Genomic DNA, 18,019 nt, shown 5'->3' on the forward strand with positions numbered 1-18,019 from the left:
CTCTGGACTTGCTCAAGTGTGCTTTGGGCCGTGCGGGCCGGGGGCATTCCCCCTTCACGCGGGACGCGGGGATCCCGCTCCCCGGGAGGACCGGGGCGTGAGAGAGGGGCGGACATGGAGTTCGTCTTGGTAGTGCTCGTGCTGTGTCTGGGGATCGCCTTCCTCTGGAGCCGGCTGGTCCGGCCCCGGTCCGTGCACGCTTCGCGTGCGAGCCGGCCGCGCCGCAGCAGGCGCAGCAGCAGGCGCAGCTGGTGGGCGGGGGACAGCGGCTCGGGGGGCTGCGGGTCGTCGTCCTCCTCCTGCAGCTCGTCCTCCTGCGGGGGTGGGGGGTGCGGCGGTGGCAGCTGACGCGGTGCGTGGCACAGGGCGGCCGGCGCCGTCCTGACGCGGCGTCCGACGGTCCGTTTCCCGTCGGGCGCCCCGTGCGTCGTCCATGCATACCGACGCGCGGGACGCAACGTGTTGAACACGTGAACTGCCGAGCCCCCGGGGGGATGTAAACCCCTTCAACTTGGGTAAAAACGCTGTGAGTGCCGTGCCTTTCATGATTCCCTCGGTTGAGTAGACCAGTCCTCGGACCTTCCGGGACTTCCTGTGGACCCGTGCCGGTTTCCCCCCACCCGTGCTTGCTACCGCTGGCGGGCCCCGGCCCATCTCCCTCGCGCGTTTGCGGAGCCGACTCATGCTCACGACCCTCCAGACCTCATACACCGACACGCGTGCCGCCGATCTCGCCTGGGCCCTGGGTCGGGACCGGCTGCCCGCCCTGGCCGTACTGAACCTCGAACTTTCGGGTGCCAAGGTCGAGTTGCGCCTGCTCGGGGCCTCCCATCAGGTTCTGCTGGAGGAGCGGGACGTGCTCTGTTCGGAGACGGTCGCCTGCATGCCCGGCAGCAGTACGCCGCTGCCCCTGGGCGTCGCGAAGCGGGTGGGCGACTGGGAGTACGAGTTCGCGGCGCGGGTCGAGACCCTGTCCCGGGGATCCTTCGCGGGACGGGCGCAGGAGCTGCTCGCACTGGTCGCAGATCACCCGAACGGACTGGCGGGGACGTTCCCGGGAAGCCCGCACGCCTTCACCGCCATGCTCGCCCAGCGGTACGAGGGCCAGGTGCGGTGGCGCACCTGGCACGCGTACCCGCAGGAAGGGCAGTTGGTGGCCACCCGGACCCGGGTCGGGCTCCCGATGGGCGCCGCGACGCCGCCTCTGGAATCGCCCGCACTGCTTTAGGCCATGCGAGGGACAGGGCGACGGGTGTACGTGGCCGATCGGTGTTCCGTGGTGCGGGTTGCGCGATGTGGTTACGCCAACTGGCCGAATCAGTGCGCCACTTGCACCCATGTGGGTGACCGGATGCGAGTGTGCGGTGACGTACGGTTCGCTTCATGATCGACCGTTCCGTCCCGCGCCGGGTCCTCCCGGCTCCGGAGCCGGGAGGCGCCGCGGCCGTCCCGGCCGCCCTGCCCGTACGGCCCCGGACCGGCCGACTCCTCGTCCTGGCCACCGTGTTCGTCTGCGCCGCCTGCGGGCTCGTGTACGAGCTGGAGCTCCTCGCCCTGGGCACCTACCTCATCGGCGACTCCGTCACCCAGGCGTCGATCGTGCTGTCCGTCATGGTCTTCGCCATGGGCGTCGGCTCCCTGCTCGCCAAACGCCTGCGGCACCGGCCCGCCCTCGGCTTCGCCGTCATCGAGGCCGGGCTCGCCCTCCTCGGAGGCCTCTCCGCCATGGCGCTGTACGCGAGTTTCGCCTGGCTGGGCGAGTCCCGTCCCGCGCTCGTCGCGTTCTCCTTCGCCATCGGCATGCTCATCGGGGCGGAGATCCCGCTGCTGATGGTCCTCATCCAGCGCATCCGCAGACAGGACGCGGGCGGCGCGGTCGCCGACCTGTTCGCCGCCGACTACGTGGGCGCCCTCGTCGGCGGCCTCGCCTTCCCCTTCCTGCTGCTGCCGATGCTCGGCCAGCTCACCGGCGCCATGGTCACCGGCACCGTCAACGCCGTCGTCGGCGGCGGGCTGGTCCTGTGGCTCTTCCGCCACGACCTGAGCAGGCGCTGTCGCTGGCTGCTCGTCGCCGTGAACCTCGCCGTCCTCGTCGTGCTGGCCTCCGCGACCGTCCTCGCCGACGACTTCGAACGGGTCGCCCGGCGCGCCGTCTACGGTTCCGAGGTGCGCGTCGCCGTCCAGACCGGGGTGCAGGAACTGGTGCTCACCGGCCCCGCGACCGGCTCCCCGCGCTCCCTCGACCTGTACCTCGACGGCCGCCTGCGGGTCAGCGGCTACGACGAGCACCGCTACCACGAGGCCCTGGTCCACCCCGCGATGACCGGCCCGCACGCCCGGGTCCTGGTCCTCGGCGGCGGTGACGGGCTCGCCGCCCGCGAGGTGCTCCGCTACCGGGACGTCGCCTCCGTCACCGTCGTCGAGGTCGACCCCGGCGTGGCCCGCCTCGCCCGCACCGATCCCATGCTCTCCGCGCTCAACGCCGGCGTGTACGCCGATCCGCGCCTGGCCGTCGTCCACCAGGACGCCTTCCGCTGGCTGCGCGGGCCCGCCGCGAACGACCGCTTCGACGTGATCGTCTCCGACCTCCCCGACCCCGGCATCACCCCCAGCACGAAGCTGTACTCGCAGGAGTTCTACGGGCTGGCCGCGCGGGCCCTGGCCCCCGGCGGCCGGATGGCCGTGCACGCCGGACCGCTGGCCACGCGCCCCCGTACGTACTGGACCGTCGACTCCACGCTGCGCGCGGCCGGGCTGCGCACCGCCCCCTACAGCGCGGGCGGCCGCCTCACGGGCTTCGCCGCCGGACCCGACCGCACCCCCCTCGGGGGGACCGGCGAGCCGCCCCGGGACTGGGGCTTCGTCCTCGCCGCCCGCGACCAGGAACCCCGGCTGCGCGTGGACCATGCGACGCCCGCGCTGCGCTCACTGACGACCGGCTCCCTCCAGGACGCGGCGCGCGACGCCGAACGCTTCCGGATGAACGGACTTCCGCCGTCGACGCTGCCGCATCCGCGGTATTCGTGACCCGGTGCGGTCCAGGCCGTAGGCTCGACCGCATGGAGCATCAGGTGTTCGTCCCGGTACCGGCAGACGACCTCCGCGCCGTGCTGCGCGACCCCGCACGGGTGGCCCGGTGCGTGCCGGGACTCCAGCAGGACGCGGACACGGGCGTCGGCCCGCTCTCCGGGCGGCTCAAGGTGCGGGCCGGCGGGAGCACGGTGACCTACCGGGGTTCCGCGGCCGTCATCGAGCAGGACCCCGGCCACTTCACCATTGAGGGTGAGGGCACGGAGGTACGCGGCAGCGGCACCGTGAAGTTCTCGCTCGACCTGCGTCTGACCCCGGCCCCGGACGGGACCCGGCTGGACGTCACCGCCCACGCCACCGCCGACGGGCGAGCCGCCGCCTTCGCCCCCGAGGCCGCGGCCACCGCCCTGCGCAGGCTGCTCGACCGGGCCGCGGGCCGGCTGGCCGCCGGGTCCGCGATCGGCGACCCCGTCGCCGAGGCCGAGGACGCGGCGGAGAACGAGGAGTCCCAGGCCGAGGACGCCGGCGGCCCGGCGGGGCCGGACGACGACGTCACCGAGGTCAGTGCCACGGTCTTCGAGACCGAGGTACCGCCCCCGTCCCTGGACCCGTCCCTGGACCCCTCCCTGGACCCGTTCCTGGCCGGCGGTTTCGAGGACCTCGACGCGGCCGGAGCCGCACGGCCTCCGGCCGAGGCCGCCCACGCCCGCCGCACCATGATCGGCCGCAGCGCCGAGGAGGTGGACCACGCGCCCCCGCGCGGCCGGTACGCCCCGGTACCCGCGCCGACCGCGACCGCCACCGGCGACAGCATGCGCTGGATCGCCCCGGCCGCGGCGCTCGCGATCGCCTCGGCCGTCGTCATCGGCCGGGCCCTGCGCCGCCGCCGCTGACCTGCGCCCTCGGCCCCCTCGATCGACAAGACACCCCCTAGTGTCGACCGCATGAGTACGCAACTGAGTGCCGGCGGCACCGAGGTGACTGTCGACCAGGAGAACGGCTGCCGGATCGGCAGTCTGCGCATCGACGGGACCGAGCTGCTGCGCCAGGGGCCGCGGTACGGATCGTTCCCGATGGTGCCGTGGTGCGGCCGGATGAAGGACGGCCGCTTCCACAACGGTGCGACCGTGCACCAGATGCCCCTCGACCACCCGCCGCACGCCCTCCACGGCTTCGGCCGTGACGCGCGGTGGCGGCCGGCCGGCGCCACCGCCACCGAGGCCGCCTTCACCTACGACCTTGTCGACCCGTGGCCGACCCCCGGCCGGGTCACGCAGGTCGTCACGCTCACCGAGGACTCGCTGACCCTCACCATGGGCGTCGAGACGTACGGGGACTCCTTCCCGGCCCAGGCAGGCTGGCACCCCTGGTTCCTGCGCAACCTCGGCGGCCAGGACGTGGAGATCTCCTTCGACCCCGCCTGGCAGGAGGAGCGCGGCGCCGACCACCTCCCCACCGGCCACCGCATCGACCCGAAGCCCGGCCCCTGGGACGACTGCTTCGGCATGCCCGACGGGGTCGACGTCACCCTCACCTGGCCCGGCGCCCTGGAACTGCGCATCACCAGCAGGTCCGAATGGGTGGTCGTCTACGACCAGGAGGACGAGGCCGTCTGCGTCGAGCCGCAGTCGGGCCCGCCGAACGGGATCAACACCGCTCCGCGCCTGGTCACCCCCGTCGACCCGCTGGAGGTCTCCACGACCTGGACCTGGCGGCGGCTCGCCTAGCCCGCAACTAAGCTCGTCGGCATGAGTGACGTCAACGAAGTACCGCCGTCAGGCACACGCGATGCGCTTCTGCAGCAGATCAAGGACAAGGCCGTCGTGCACGGCAAGGTGATCCTGTCCTCCGGCCGGGAGGCCGACTACTACATCGACCTCCGCCGGATCACCCTCGACGGCGAGGCGGCCCCGCTGGTCGGCCAGGTCATGCTCGACCTCACCGCCGAGCTCGACTTCGACTGCGTCGGCGGCCTGACCCTCGGCGCCGACCCGGTCGCCACCTCGATGCTGCACGCCTCCGCCGCGCGCGGTCAGCGCCTGGACGCCTTCGTCGTCCGCAAGGCGCAGAAGGCGCACGGCATGCAGCGCCGCATCGAGGGCACCGACGTGAAGGGCAAGCGCTGCCTGGTGGTAGAGGACACCTCGACCACCGGCGGTTCCCCGCTGACCGCCGTGGAGGCCGTCCGCGAGGCCGGCGGCGAGGTCGTCGCCGTCGCCACGATCGTCGACCGTGGTGCGGCCGACGCGATTGCCGAGGCGGGCCTGCAGTACCTCACCGGCTACCGCCTCGAGGACCTCGGCCTGTCCTGACCGGCCACTGCGACATCTGGTGACATAGGTCCTCGGTCGCCGGTGAGGTGGCCCTGACCTGGCCTTTCCCTGCGGCCCGGGATGTTTCACGTGAAACATCCCGGGCCGTTCGCCCACCACGTGAGACCGGCGGGCTGGACCCTTGCGCGGAGTCTGGAAAGATAAGCGCGACGATGACGTCGCCCCCAGGTCAGGGCCCGTAATAAGCACACTCCCCGCACATCCAAGGAGCGGACAGATGCCCATCGCAACCCCCGAGGTCTACAACGAGATGCTCGACCGGGCGAAGGCAGGCAAGTTCGCCTACCCGGCCATCAACGTGACCTCGTCCCAGACCCTGCACGCCGCGCTGCGGGGCTTCGCGGAGGCCGAGAGCGACGGCATCATCCAGATCTCCACCGGTGGTGCGGAGTTCCTGGGTGGCCAGCACAACAAGGACATGGTCACCGGCGCGGTCGCCCTGGCGGAGTTCGCGCACATCGTCGCCGCCAAGTACGACATCACCGTCGCCCTGCACACGGACCACTGCCCCAAGGACAAGCTGGACGGCTACGTACGTCCGCTCCTGGACATCTCCGCCGAGCGCGTCGCCCGCGGTCTGAACCCGCTCTTCCAGTCGCACATGTGGGACGGCTCCGCCGAGACCCTGGCCGACAACCTGGCCATCGGCCAGGAGCTGCTCGCCAAGGCCGTCGCGGCGAAGATCATCCTTGAGGTCGAGATCACCCCGACCGGCGGCGAGGAGGACGGCGTCAGCCACGAGATCAACGACGAGCTCTACACCACGGTCGAGGACGCGATCCGTACCGCCGAGGCGCTGGGCCTGGGCGAGAAGGGCCGCTACCTGCTGGCCGCCTCCTTCGGCAACGTCCACGGCGTCTACAAGCCGGGCAACGTCGTCCTGCGCCCCGAGCTCCTCAAGGACCTCCAGGCCGGCGTGGCGGAGAAGTTCGGCAAGGCCTCGCCGTTCGACTTCGTCTTCCACGGCGGTTCGGGCTCCACGGCCGAGGAGATCGCCACTGCGCTGGAGAACGGCGTCGTGAAGATGAACCTGGACACCGACACCCAGTACGCCTTCACCCGCCCGGTCGTGGACCACATGTTCACCAACTACGCGGGTGTCCTGAAGGTGGACGGCGAGGTCGGCACCAAGTCGAAGTACGACCCGCGCACCTGGGGCAAGGCCGCCGAGGCCGGCATGGCCGCGCGTGTCGTCGAGGCGTGCGCGAACCTGCGCTCCGCCGGCACCCGTATCAAGTAGTCGGCCGCCGCGGTCGCGGCAGCAGACGCACAGGAGGGCCCGGCCCCCGTCCCACGACGGAGGCCGGGCCCTCCGGCATTCACCGAAGCCGCTGGACGCCGGCCGCCCGTTCCCGCCGCCGGGCCGGTGCCCGGCTGGTCGACCAGTGACACCAGGGCGGCGCGGGCGTCGGTACCGGCGGCGGGATCACCGCGTCCGGCGGTGCCGGGGCCGGCCGGGCCGGGAGCCGGCCCGACCGCGGCCGACCCGGACCGCGACAGGGTGCCGACCGGTCCGGGGTATCCCCCGGACCGGGGCCGCCCCGGCCGGGGCCGACCCGGCCGGGGCGGCCAGGGGGAGACGGCGGGTTTTGCGGATCACCGCACCCGGCAGACTGGGGGCATGTCCATTCACCAGAACCTTCTCGGGGGCCCCGCCCCCACCCACCTCCCGGACGAGCCCGGCCGCGAGGCCATCGCCGCCGGCACCCCGGCCGTCGAGGTGGCCGCCGCGCACCCCACCTCCTCCCTCGCCTGGGCGGTCCTCGCCGACGAGGCCTTCGCCGCCGGCAGCACGGTGGAGTCGTACGCCTACGCCCGTACGGGCTACCACCGCGGTCTCGACGCGCTGCGCCGCGCCGGGTGGAAGGGCCACGGCCCGGTCCCGTGGGAGCACGAGCCGAACCGCGGTTTCCTGCGCGCCCTGCACGCCCTGGCCCGCGCGGCCGAGGCCATCGGCGAGAAGGAGGAGTACGAGCGCTGCACGACCTTCCTGCGCGACTCCTCCCCGACGGCCGCGGACACGCTGAGCACCTGAGGCCGTACAGCGGGGAGTGACGCGCGGACATGTCATGTGGTCTGCGTCACTCCCTGCTGGAGCGCCGGCGCGACGGGGTCCTATGATGCGGGCAGGGGACCGGGGCTCCACTCACCTCACGGAAGGAGCGGACCGCTACCCGGAAGCACGTGTCGAGGAGACAGCGATGTCGAACACCCTTGATGCCTCCGGAGTCGGCGGGGACACCCCGAACCTCGACTTCGACGGCACGACCCCGTACGAGGACTACGTCCAGGCGGACGTCCTCACCCACCTCCAGCACCTCCGCTCGGACGACCCCGGCGAGATGGTCTTCCTGGTCACGACCCAGGTCATGGAGCTGTGGTTCACGGTCATCGTCCACGAGTGGGAAACCGCCGCGAACGCGCTGCGCGAGGACCGCATCCCGGTCGCGATGGACGCGCTGAAACGTTCCCTTCGTGAGCTGGAGGCCCTCAACGCCTCCTGGCGCCCGCTCGCCCAGCTCACCCCGGCGCAGTTCAACGCCTACCGCGGCGCCCTCGGTGAGGGTTCCGGTTTCCAGTCGGCGATGTACCGCCGGATGGAGTTCCTGCTCGGTGAGAAGTCCGCCTCCATGCTGGTGCCGCACCGCGGCGCACCGCGCGTCCACGCGGAGCTGGAGAAGGCTCTCCAGGAGCCGAGCCTCTACGACGAGGTGCTGCGCCTGCTGGCCCGCCGCGGCCTGCCGGTCCCGGAGTCCGTCCTGGACCGCGACCTCTCGCAGCGCTACGAGGCCTCGGCCGAGGTCGAGGCCGTCTGGACCGGCCTGTACGCCGCCCCCGACGAGCACCTGGACCTCCACCGGCTCGGCGAGGTCCTCACCGACGTCGCCGAACTCGTCTGGCGCTGGCGCAACGACCACCTGGTGGCCACCCGCCGCGCGATGGGCGCGAAGACCGGCACGGGCGGTTCGGCCGGTGTGACATGGCTGGAGAAGCGCGCGACGAAGAACGTCTTCCCGGAGCTCTGGACGGCGCGCAGCCATGTCTGAGACCTTCACGGACCCCGGGACCGACCTGCGCGACCGCGCGGCGGCCCTGGACGCCGCCGACGAGCTCGCGAAGCTGCGCGAGCGCTTCACGCTCCCCGACGGCGTCGTCTACCTGGACGGCAACTCGCTCGGTGCGCTCCCGGCGGGCGTGGCCGCGACCACCGCCGACGTCGTCGCCCGGCAGTGGGGCGAGCTCCTCATCCGCTCCTGGGAGGAGAGCGGCTGGTGGACCGCGCCCGAGCGGATAGGCGACAAGATCGCCCCGCTGGTCGGCGCTGCCCCCGGCCAGGTCGTCGTCGGCGACTCCACCAGCGTCAACCTCTTCAAGGCCCTGGTCGGCGGCGCCCGCCTCGCGGCTCCCGGCCGGACGAAGCTGCTGGTCGACTCCGCCACCTTCCCCACCGACGGCTACATCGCCCGGTCGGCGGCGCGGCTGGCGGGCCTGACCGTCGTCCCGGTCGACCCCTCGCGGGCGGCGGAGGCGATGGACGCGGACACCGCCGTGGTGCTCCTCAACCACGTCGACTACCGCAGCGGCCGGCTCCACGACCTGCCGGCCCTCACGGCGGCGGCCCGCGCCGCCGGCGCGGTCGTCGTCTGGGATCTCTGCCACTCCGCGGGCGCCCTGCCCGTCGGGCTCGACGAGCACGACGTCGACCTGGCGGTGGGCTGCACGTACAAGTACCTCAACGGGGGCCCCGGCGCCCCCGCGTACCTGTACATCGCCGCCCGTCACCAGGACGCCTTCGACTCCCCCCTCCCCGGCTGGAACGGTCACGCGGATCCCTTCGCGATGACACCGGACTACGAGGCGGCGCGGGGTGCGACCCGCGGCCGCGTAGGCACCCCGGACATCCTGTCCATGCTCGCGCTGGAGTCGGCGCTCGACGCCTGGGACGGCGTCGCCGTCGAGGCGGTGCGCGCCAAGTCCCTCGCCCTGACCGATTTCTTCCTTCAATGTGTGGCGGCGTACGTCCCGCAGGGCCTGGTGGAGTCGGTCACCCCGGCCGAGCACGAGCACCGTGGCAGCCAGGTCTCGCTGCGGTGTGAGAACGCCCGCGAGGTCATGGGTGAGCTCATCGCCCGGGGTGTCATCGGGGACTTCCGCGCACCCGACGTCCTGCGCTTCGGCTTCACCCCGCTCTACGTCGGTTTCGCCGACGCGGAGCGCGCAGCGCGCACCCTGGGTCACATTTTCGGGTGACGGGGTAGCGAAACGTCACATCGCTGGGCGGGCGGGGCTACGGCTCCGTCCGCCCGGTCATATTCCGGGCCCCGCACGGAACCTGCTGTTCCAGACTGATACGGTCCCGCTCTGCCGGAACACCGGAACATCTGTCCCCGCTGTCCCACGCGTTACCGAGAGGTTGAGCCGATGACGGACCCCGCCGCCGTGGAACGGGACGCCGCCGAGGCCGCCTCGGCCTTCGCCCATCCGGCGGTCGCGCCGGACGTGACGGCCGCGTACGGCGAACACCCGGACCACGTCGTCGACTTCTACGCCCCGCGCGGCGAGACCGGGGGCCCCGTGCCGCTGGTGGTGGTCCTGCACGGCGGCGCGTGGCGGGCCCCCTACGACAGGCAGCACATCACGCCCTTCGCGGACTTCCTGGCCCGGCGAGGTTTCGCCGTCGCCAACGTCGAGTACCGGCGCGGGAGTTCCCTGCCGCACCAGGACGCCGAGGGGCCGGTCGCCGGGCGCTGGCCGGAGACCTTCGACGACGTCGCCGCGGCGATGGACGCCCTGCCGGGCCTCGTCGGGACTGCCCTGCCGCAGGCGGACGTCCGGCGCGTGGTCGTCACCGGCCACTCGGCGGGCGGCCACCTCGCGCTGTGGGCCGCGGCCCGGCACGTGCTCCCGTACGGCTCCCCGTGGCGGCTGCCGGACCCGCCGATGCTGCGCGGGGTGGTGGCGCTGGCGCCGATCGCGGACTTCGCGGTGGCGGAGGAGCTGGGCGTGTGCGGCGGGGCGAGCGCGCAACTGCTGGGTGGCGCGGATCACTGGGACGAGCGGCTGCCGTCGGCCGACCCGGCGTCGCTGCTGCCGACCGGCATCGCCACGACGGTGGTCCACGGCCGGGACGACATCGTGGTCCCGCAGCAGGTGGCCGAGGCGTACGTGGCGGCGGCGGCCAAGGCGGGGGAGATGGTGGGGCTGACCCTCCTCGACGGGGTCGGGCACTTCCCGCTGATCGATCCGGCGGCGGACGCCTGTGCGGTGGTCGCGGAGGAGATCTCCCAGCTGGCCTGGTAGCGGACTCCTGGTGCAGGCAGGCAGGCAGCGGCGAGCACGGCATCGTCCGCTTCTGGAACCAGGGCTGGAAGGACGCCGACCTGATCGTCGACTGCTACGGCATCTACGAGACCGACTGATCCGCCGGTCCTCGCCCGTTCTTCCTGGACATAGGGATCGGTTCGGGACAGAAACGAGCCAACTCCCCTTGCTCGCACATGTTTTCGCGATCTCGCGGGTGAAGATCTGTGTACCCTGAAGCCCAGACCTGAGCACGTTCAAAAATGGGGGGATCGGTGCGCAGTCGCCGTCTCGTAATTTCCGTCGCCGTCATAGCGGCCACCATCGGTCTCGCGCCGGGCATCGCCCACGCCGCGGAGCCGGTCGCGCAGGAGCCGGTCGCGCAAGGGGTGGGCGCGCCCGCCGTGGACCTGGCCAAGGCCGCGGCGCCGAACCTGAGCACCTTCAAGAGCCCGGCGGAACGTTCCGTCCGCAAGGCCCTGCCCGGCTCCAAGGGCGGGGTCTCCGCCCAGCAGGCGGCCGGCAACCCGGACCTGGCCCTCGTCCTGAACGCCGCGGCCACCACCGCGCACGCGTTCGACCTGGAAACCACCGTCATCAGTGCCGACTCCACCCTGAAGGTCACCGTCGACTGGGGCGACGGCAGCACCCCCGACGGCATGGACGCGTACGGCTCGACCGTGCTGAAGAGCAGTCACACCTACGCGCAGCTCGGTCAGTACACCGTCCGGGTCACCGTGACCGACCCGGCCAACCAGGCCGAGGTCGTCAACGACTTCCAGGTCATGACCGCCGGTTCGGACTTCGTCGCGCACACCCCGACCCGTCTGCTGGACACCCGCGACGGGACCGGCGCGGTCCGGGGCAAGGTCCCGGCGTACGGCTCGACCCGCGTGAAGGTCGGCGGCAACGGGGCGATTCCGGAGGGGGTCACCGCCGTCGCCCTCAACGTGACCGTCACGAACACCACCAGCGGCGGCCACATCACGGCCTTCGCGGAGGACACCGAGCGGCCGACGACCTCGAACGTGAACTTCGAGGCGCGCCAGTCCGTCCCGAACCTGGTCATCGTGCCCGTCGGCAAGAACGGCTACGTCGAGCTCGCCAACCGCGGCTCGGAGTCCGTCGACCTGATCGCGGACGTGACCGGCTACTTCACGCGCACCGACGCCGCCGGCTACACGCCGATGACGCCGGTCCGGTTCGTCGACACCCGTGAGGGCCTCGGCGCCACCCGGGGCCAGGTGGCCGGGCAGAAGACCTTCGGTACGAGGATCAGCGGCCTGCGCGGAGTGCCGGAGGGCATCACGGCCGTGGCGCTGAACGTGACGGTGACCAACCCGAGGGAGGCCGGGCACCTGTCCGTCTTCCCCGGCGGCGGGAACGTCCCGATCACCTCCAACCTGAACTTCACCGCGGGCCAGACGGTCGCGAACGCGGTGATCGTGCCGGTCGGCCCCGACGGCACCATCAACGTGCGCAACGGCGCCTGGGCCGGTACGGACGTGATCGTCGACGTCGTCGGCTACTACAGCACCGACAGCAAGGCCGCCTACATGCCGATCAAGTCGGTCCGGCTGCTCGACACCCGCGACCCGCGCTGGACTCACGGTCCGATGCTGGGCCGCGGCTACATCTGGCAGGCGCTGTCCGTGGACGAACCCGGCATCGCCGGCTACGTACTCAACACCACGGTCACCAACACCGCCGGCGCGGGCTTCCTGTCGGTCGCCCCGGACCCGAACACGCGCGAGCAGTACCGCCAGGGCCGCCAGGTCTTCCCGGAGCGCCCCACCGCCTCGACCCTGAACTGGACGGCCGGCAAGACCGTCCCGAACCTGGTCCAGGCAGGCTCCGGGAAGAACGGCATCGTCGACTTCTGGAACCAGGGCTGGGACAAGACCGATCTCGTCGTCGACATCTTCGGCTACTACGAGAGCAACTGATCCACCGCCGGGCGCCCCGGGGGACGGCCTCGGCCTCCCCGGGGCGTTCAGCGTTCGGGCGGTCTGCCGCCCGGGGCCAGGTGCTCCACCAGTTCGGCCAGGTCCTCGCAGACCTGCTCGATCCGCAGCCGTACGTTGTTCTGCTCGGTGACCAGCGCGGACAGCAGCAGCCCCGTGAGCGCGGCCGCTCCGTTGAGGGCCTGCAGGTTGACCATCAGCTCCAGCAGGCTGTACTCGGTGAACGGTCCGGCGTGATCGTGCGCCGCCGAGATCGCCAGGACCGAGATCAACAGGGTGCACGGCGCGCTCCCGGCGAACTGGAAGCGTACGGCCGCCCAGATCAGCAGCGGGAAGACGAGGAAGAGCACGGACAGGTGGCTCCGGGTGGCCACGAGGGTGACGATCACGGATGTGACCGCCAGGGCCGACACCTCGGCCAGCCGGTAGTCGTCCCGGGGCAGCCGGGCCCGGCGCAGGACCAGCAGCAGCGGGGTCACCACGAGCACCCCCATGGCGTCGCCGACCCACCAGGCCGCCCACACCGGCCAGAATTCGCTCCGGGGCAGATCGCCGTGGAGGACGAGGGTCCAGGTCCCGGCGGTCGCGCTGAGCAGCATCGGCAGCAGACCGCCCAGGAAGACGAGCGCCAGCGCGTCCCGCAGCCGGTCCATCTGTGGGCGGAAGTCCACCCGGCGCAGCATCAGGTACGCGCACACCGGCGCGAGGGTGTTCCCGGCGAGGATGCCGAGGTCGCTGAAGTCGAATGTGCTGATGCGTTCGATGGCGAAGTAGGTGCCGAGGGAGATCCCCGGCCAGACCCGCAGGCCCAGCCAGAACAGAGCGGCCAGCGCGATGCCGGTGGGCAGCCACAGCGGGGTGACCTCGGCGCCGTCGACGGTCACGCTCTGGCGCAGGCCGATCCGCCCGCCGATGTAGTAGGCGACGGCGACAGCGAGGATCAGCAGGAGCAGTTCGGCCGGACGTCGCCATCCCTCGGTGCGCACCGCATCATCAGACAACAGCCCACGCACGGGGCGGGGCGTGACACGCGCTAGTGCTGTGGCCGGAAAGGTTTGCCGACCCGGTGAACCCTGCCGGTCACAGCACTAGGTGAGGTCGGTGTCATCCGGTGCCGGGGCGGGTGCCGCCGCGTCGTGGCTGAGGACGAGCACCGCGGCGTCGTCGGCGTGTCCCGTCGAATCGGCCACCTTCATCACCTCGGCGGCGAGCTCGGCCGGGTCGGTGCCGGCCGCCTCCCGGACGACCCTGACCACGCGCTCCAGCCCCACTTCGAGCGGGAACCGCGGGCCCTCGACCACGCCGTCGGTGAGCAGGACGATCGATCCCGCCTGCGTCAGCCGTCGCCGGGTCACGGTGTACGGCGATCCGGGTACCAGGTTCAGCGGCAGCCCTCCGTGGTCCTCGGCTATGCCGTACCGGCCGTCGACGGTGGCCCAGACGGCCGGGACGTGACCGGCCCGGGCGCTCTCCAGCTCCCAGGTGTCCGGGTCGAAGCGGAGCAGGCTGCAGGTCGCGAAGAGGTCGCGGTTCATCGAGAGCAGCACCTCATTGGCCCGGCTCAGCACCTCGCCGGGGTCGACGACCACGGCGGCCACGGCGCGCAGGCAGATCCTGACCTGCCCCATGAAGGCGGCGGCGTCGACGTCGTGCCCCTGGACGTCGCCGATGCAGAAGGCGAGGGCGCCCTCCGGCAGCCGGAAGCCGTCGTACCAGTCGCCGCCGATGTCCAGGCCGTGCCGGGCGGGCGAGTACCGGGCCGCCGTGCGCAGCCCCGGCAGACACGGCAGCGCGGTGGGCAGCATCTCGCGCTGCAGGGCCTCGGCCAGTTCCACGCGGGCCTGCTGGAGCTCCACGCCCTGCCGCGCCTGCGCGGTCAGCTTGCCGAGCATGCTCAGCAGGTCGGCGCTGGCCACCCGCGGGGGACGGCGCCGGCTCATGGATGGCTCCGACGATGGTGCATCCGTCCCTGCTTCCGCCGTGGAAAGGACCCGCCCATCATATTTCCGCCCACCCCGACCGCGCCCCCCGAGACGGCTTCGACGGGCGATCTTGCAACCGGACCGGGCTCGCACTCGTGTTCAAGGGGGACCGTGTTCGACCGTTGAAGAAGTAAATGGGGGGATCGGTGCGCAATCGCCGACTCGTGGTTTCCGCTGCCCTGCTGGCGGCAGGTGCAGGGCTCATACCCGGGATCGCCCAGGCGGCGCCCGGCGCGCCGGCGGGGCCCGCTGGACAGGGGGTGGCCGCGTCCACGCCTGTACCCGCACCCGTGTCCGGGGCCGCCGGGCCGGACGCGGCGCAGAAATCCGGGGGCCGGACGTTCAGCAGCCCCGCCGACCGGACGGTCGTCACCTCGCGGTCCGGCGCGCAGACCGGGGGGAACGCGCGGGTCAAGGCCACTCCGGGTGCTGAGCAGGGGGCGCAGGGCGCGCAGGCGGTGCAGGATTCGCCCACTTCGATCTACCTGACCGCCCATACCGACGGCGCGCGCTCGATCGACCTGCGGTCCCACGTCATCGACTACGACGCCCCGGCCCTCGACATCGTCGTCGCCTGGGGCGACGGTACGACGGACACCTACTCCCTGCCCGCCGGCGGCGGCTCCGACGCGCGGGACCTCACGCACAAGTACACCGTGCTCGGCACCTACGATGTCAAGGTCACGGCCAAGGACACCGTCAACGGCACCGAGGCGGTGAACCAGCTCAGGTTCACGACCATTGGCGCCGAATTCACCGCACACGAGCCGACCCGGCTGCTCGACACCCGTACGGGCGTCGGCGCCGCGAAGGCCAAGGTCGGCCCGCGCAGCTCGGTGGCCCTGAAGGTCGCGGGCGCGGCGAAGGTCCCCGCCGGGGCCACCGGGGTCGCCCTCAACGTCACCGTCACCAACACCACGGGCGCGGGCCACATCTCGGTGCAGTCCACGAAGGCCGGCGCCGAGGCCGCCGTGACGTCGAACGTGAACTTCGCCTCCGGCCAGACCGTCCCGAACCTGGTGATCGACGCGATCGGCGAGGACGGGTACGTCCACCTGTTCAATGCGGGCTGGGAGCCGGTCGACCTGATCGCGGACGTCACCGGCTACTTCGCGCCGGCGGCCGCCAACGGCTGGGGCGCGCTGGCCCCGACCCGGGTCGTGGACACCCGCGAGGGCCTCGGTACGGCCAAGGGGCAGGTCCCCGGTCAGGGCAGCTTCGGCGTCGAGATCGCCGGGCGGGGCGGTGTGCCGAAGACGGCCACCGCGGTGGCGGTCAACCTGACCGCGACCAATCCGCGGTCGGCCGGTCACCTGACCGCCTATCCGAGCGGGAAGGAGGCTCCGACGACCTCGAACGTGAACTTCGCCGCCGGGCAGACCGTCGCCAACTCGGCGGTGGTGCCGATCGGGCCCGACGGGAGGATCAACGTGCGCAACGGCGGCTGGGACCCGGCCGACGTGGTGGTCGACGTCGTCGGCTACTACACCCCCGAGAGCCGGTCCGCCCTGGTGGCCTACGGGATCCCGTACCGGCTCCTGGACACCCGCAAGGACAGCTGGGGCGGCCGGAAGGCCGGCCCGCTGAAGGCCCGTACGCACTACCCGATGCAGTTCGAGGGCGACACGACGAAGCCCGACGTCGACGGCTGGGTGCTCAACACCACGGTCACCAACACCCGCGGGAACGGCTTCCTGTCCGTGACCCCGGACCCGAACTTCTGGTCCGACTACGTGAACGGCACCGCGGTGACGCCGCCGCGGCCCGTCTCCTCGGCCCTGAACTGGACGAAGGGCGCGACTGTCGCCAACGTCGCGCAGACGCCCGGGGGCAAGGGCGGCATGATCGACTTCTGGAACCAGGGCTGGGAGGACACCGACCTGCTCGTCGACCTGCTCGCCGTCTACAAGACGGACTGACGGTCCGAGCGGGACGGGGGACCGAGGGCCGGGAGACCGATACGCCGCAGGGGCGGGACGCCGTGTGCGTCCCGCCCCTGCGGTCATGACCCGCCTGCTTACAGGAAGGAGTTGATCTCGATCGTCTCGGTGCGGCCGGGGCCGACGCCGATTGCGGAGATCGGGGCGCCCGACATCTCCTCCAGGGCCTTGACGTAGGCCTGGGCGTTCGCCGGCAGGTCCGCGAAGGTCTTGGCCTTGGTGATGTCCTCGGACCAGCCGGGGAGGTATTCGTAGATCGGCTTCGCGTGATGGAAGTCGGTCTGCGAGTAGGGGAGCTCCTCGACGCGCTTGCCGTCGATCTCGTACGCGACGCAGACCGGGATCTGCTCCCAGCCGGTCAGCACGTCCAGCTTGGTGAGGAAGAAGTCCGTGAGACCGTTCACCCGGGTGGCGTAACGTGCGATCGGCGCGTCGAACCAGCCGCAGCGACGGTCACGGCCGGTGGTCACGCCGCGCTCGCCGCCGATGCGGCGCAGGTCCTCGCCGTCCTGGTCGAACAGCTCGGTCGGGAACGGGCCCGCGCCGACGCGGGTGGTGTAGGCCTTGAGGATGCCGATGACACGGCTGATCTTCGTCGGGCCGACGCCCGTGCCGGTGCAGGCGCCGCCGGCGGTCGGGTTCGACGAGGTGACGAAGGGGTAGGTGCCGTGGTCGACGTCGAGCAGGGTGCCCTGGCCGCCCTCGAAGAGCACGACCTTGTCCTCGTCCAGCGCGTTGTTGAGGATCAGGGTGGTGTCGGCGACGTACGGCTTGATCTGCTCCGCGTACTGGAGCATCTCCTCGACGATCTGGCCGGCCTCGATCGCGCGGCGGTTGTAGAGCTTCGCGAGGAGCTGGTTCTTGCCCTCCAGCGCCGCTTCGACCTTCTGCGTGAGGATCGACTCGTCGTAGAGGTCCTGGACCCGGATGCCGACGCGGTTGATCTTGTCCGCGTAGGTCGGGCCGATGCCGCGACCGGTGGTGCCGATCTTGCGCTTGCCGAGGAAGCGCTCGCCGACCTTGTCGAGGGTGACGTTGTACGGCGTGATCAGGTGCGCGTTGCCGCTGATGAGCAGCTTGGAGGTGTCGATGCCGCGCTCGTTGAGACCGCGCAGCTCGGAGAGCAGGACGGCCGGGTCGACCACGACGCCGTTACCGATGACCGGGGTGCATCCGGGGGAGAGGATGCCGGAAGGGAGAAGGTGCAGCGCGTACTTCTGGTCGCCGACGACGACCGTGTGGCCGGCGTTGTTGCCGCCCTGGTAGCGCACTACATAGTCAACGGATCCACCGAGCAGGTCGGTGGCCTTTCCCTTGCCCTCGTCACCCCACTGAGCTCCGAGCAGCACAAGAGCGGGCACAGGCGTACACCTCTTCCGGATGGGGCATGTCCAAGGTCAGGGGGCGTACGACGATGTACGCGGGCTGAGCCGTTGGACGGGTTGCCCCGGAATAGACGAAGGCCCTGG

At 71.7% G+C, this 18,019-nt stretch carries 15 protein-coding genes; 12 read left to right on the forward strand and 3 right to left on the reverse strand.

Annotation, left to right across the window (positions count from 1 at the left end):
* The first annotated feature begins 682 nt into the window (after positions 1–682).
* The 11 genes from AAT21_RS17490 to AAT21_RS34520 all read left to right on the forward strand — a co-directional run bounded on the left by AAT21_RS17490 (position 683) and on the right by AAT21_RS34520 (position 12,610).
* Positions 683–1,228, forward strand: a complete 546-nt coding sequence (locus AAT21_RS17490) for a DUF2617 family protein (protein WP_046777787.1) — start codon at positions 683–685, stop codon at positions 1,226–1,228.
* Positions 1,229–1,383: 155 nt separating this feature from the next.
* Positions 1,384–3,027: a polyamine aminopropyltransferase gene (locus AAT21_RS17495; RefSeq protein ID WP_046777788.1), complete on the forward strand. Its 1,644-nt coding sequence runs from the start codon at positions 1,384–1,386 to the stop codon at positions 3,025–3,027.
* 32 nt (positions 3,028–3,059) lie between these two features.
* Complete coding sequence (locus tag AAT21_RS17500) at positions 3,060–3,923, forward strand: CoxG family protein (protein ID WP_046777789.1); 864 nt, start codon at positions 3,060–3,062, stop codon at positions 3,921–3,923.
* Between the two features lie 51 nt (positions 3,924–3,974).
* The gene (locus tag AAT21_RS17505; RefSeq protein ID WP_046777790.1) at positions 3,975–4,757 is read left to right on the forward strand and encodes an aldose epimerase family protein; all 783 of its coding nucleotides are present in this window, start codon (positions 3,975–3,977) and stop codon (positions 4,755–4,757) included.
* A gap of 21 nt (positions 4,758–4,778) precedes the next feature.
* A complete protein-coding gene (gene pyrE, locus AAT21_RS17510) occupies positions 4,779–5,342 on the forward strand; it encodes an orotate phosphoribosyltransferase (protein WP_046777791.1) in 564 nt (187 codons plus the stop codon).
* 238 nt (positions 5,343–5,580) lie between these two features.
* On the forward strand, positions 5,581–6,603 hold the full coding sequence (gene fbaA, locus AAT21_RS17515) for a class II fructose-bisphosphate aldolase (protein WP_046777792.1): 1,023 nt from the start codon (positions 5,581–5,583) through the stop codon (positions 6,601–6,603).
* Between the two features lie 381 nt (positions 6,604–6,984).
* Positions 6,985–7,398, forward strand: a complete 414-nt coding sequence (locus AAT21_RS17520) for a DUF3151 domain-containing protein (protein WP_046777793.1) — start codon at positions 6,985–6,987, stop codon at positions 7,396–7,398.
* Positions 7,399–7,564: 166 nt separating this feature from the next.
* Entirely contained in the window at positions 7,565–8,410 is an 846-nt protein-coding gene (locus AAT21_RS17525; protein WP_046777794.1) for a tryptophan 2,3-dioxygenase family protein, read from the forward strand.
* Complete coding sequence (gene kynU / locus AAT21_RS17530) at positions 8,403–9,614, forward strand: kynureninase (RefSeq protein WP_046777795.1); 1,212 nt, start codon at positions 8,403–8,405, stop codon at positions 9,612–9,614. Before AAT21_RS17525 ends, kynU begins: the two co-directional genes overlap by 8 nt.
* A gap of 171 nt (positions 9,615–9,785) precedes the next feature.
* Entirely contained in the window at positions 9,786–10,664 is an 879-nt protein-coding gene (locus tag AAT21_RS17535; RefSeq protein ID WP_046777796.1) for an alpha/beta hydrolase family protein, read from the forward strand.
* A gap of 275 nt (positions 10,665–10,939) precedes the next feature.
* Positions 10,940–12,610, forward strand: a complete 1,671-nt coding sequence (locus tag AAT21_RS34520; RefSeq protein ID WP_157879734.1) for a PKD domain-containing protein — start codon at positions 10,940–10,942, stop codon at positions 12,608–12,610.
* A gap of 47 nt (positions 12,611–12,657) precedes the next feature.
* Here the strand turns inward: AAT21_RS34520 and AAT21_RS17545 are convergent, their stop codons facing one another.
* Positions 12,658–13,614, reverse strand: a complete 957-nt coding sequence (locus AAT21_RS17545; protein WP_046777797.1) for an MASE1 domain-containing protein — start codon at positions 13,612–13,614, stop codon at positions 12,658–12,660.
* 102 nt (positions 13,615–13,716) lie between these two features.
* Complete coding sequence (locus AAT21_RS17550; protein WP_046777798.1) at positions 13,717–14,568, reverse strand: PP2C family protein-serine/threonine phosphatase; 852 nt, start codon at positions 14,566–14,568, stop codon at positions 13,717–13,719.
* 332 nt (positions 14,569–14,900) lie between these two features.
* On the opposite strand from AAT21_RS17550, the gene AAT21_RS17555 reads away from it, so the two are divergent.
* Positions 14,901–16,529 carry a hypothetical protein gene (locus AAT21_RS17555; protein WP_046777799.1) on the forward strand — a complete coding sequence of 543 codons (1,629 nt, stop codon included), beginning with the start codon at positions 14,901–14,903 and terminating at the stop codon, positions 16,527–16,529.
* Positions 16,530–16,627: 98 nt separating this feature from the next.
* Here the strand turns inward: AAT21_RS17555 and AAT21_RS17560 are convergent, their stop codons facing one another.
* The gene (locus AAT21_RS17560; protein WP_046777800.1) at positions 16,628–17,911 is read right to left on the reverse strand and encodes an adenylosuccinate synthase; all 1,284 of its coding nucleotides are present in this window, start codon (positions 17,909–17,911) and stop codon (positions 16,628–16,630) included.
* Positions 17,912–18,019: the final 108 nt, after the last annotated feature.

Origin of the sequence: Streptomyces yangpuensis (genome assembly GCF_001005295.1) — a bacterium.
Taxonomy (GTDB): domain Bacteria; phylum Actinomycetota; class Actinomycetes; order Streptomycetales; family Streptomycetaceae; genus Streptomyces; species Streptomyces yangpuensis.

Coding starts and splice junctions, on each gene's coding strand:
- AAT21_RS17550 (WP_046777798.1), bottom strand. CDS start 14,568: ATGAGCCGGCGCCGTCCCCCGCGGGTGGCCAGCGCCGACCTGCTGAGC.
- AAT21_RS17490 (WP_046777787.1), top strand. CDS start 683: ATGCTCACGACCCTCCAGACCTCATACACCGACACGCGTGCCGCCGAT.
- fbaA (WP_046777792.1), top strand. CDS start 5,581: ATGCCCATCGCAACCCCCGAGGTCTACAACGAGATGCTCGACCGGGCG.
- AAT21_RS17520 (WP_046777793.1), top strand. CDS start 6,985: ATGTCCATTCACCAGAACCTTCTCGGGGGCCCCGCCCCCACCCACCTC.
- AAT21_RS17500 (WP_046777789.1), top strand. CDS start 3,060: ATGGAGCATCAGGTGTTCGTCCCGGTACCGGCAGACGACCTCCGCGCC.
- AAT21_RS17535 (WP_046777796.1), top strand. CDS start 9,786: ATGACGGACCCCGCCGCCGTGGAACGGGACGCCGCCGAGGCCGCCTCG.
- pyrE (WP_046777791.1), top strand. CDS start 4,779: ATGAGTGACGTCAACGAAGTACCGCCGTCAGGCACACGCGATGCGCTT.
- kynU (WP_046777795.1), top strand. CDS start 8,403: ATGTCTGAGACCTTCACGGACCCCGGGACCGACCTGCGCGACCGCGCG.
- AAT21_RS17525 (WP_046777794.1), top strand. CDS start 7,565: ATGTCGAACACCCTTGATGCCTCCGGAGTCGGCGGGGACACCCCGAAC.
- AAT21_RS17495 (WP_046777788.1), top strand. CDS start 1,384: ATGATCGACCGTTCCGTCCCGCGCCGGGTCCTCCCGGCTCCGGAGCCG.
- AAT21_RS17505 (WP_046777790.1), top strand. CDS start 3,975: ATGAGTACGCAACTGAGTGCCGGCGGCACCGAGGTGACTGTCGACCAG.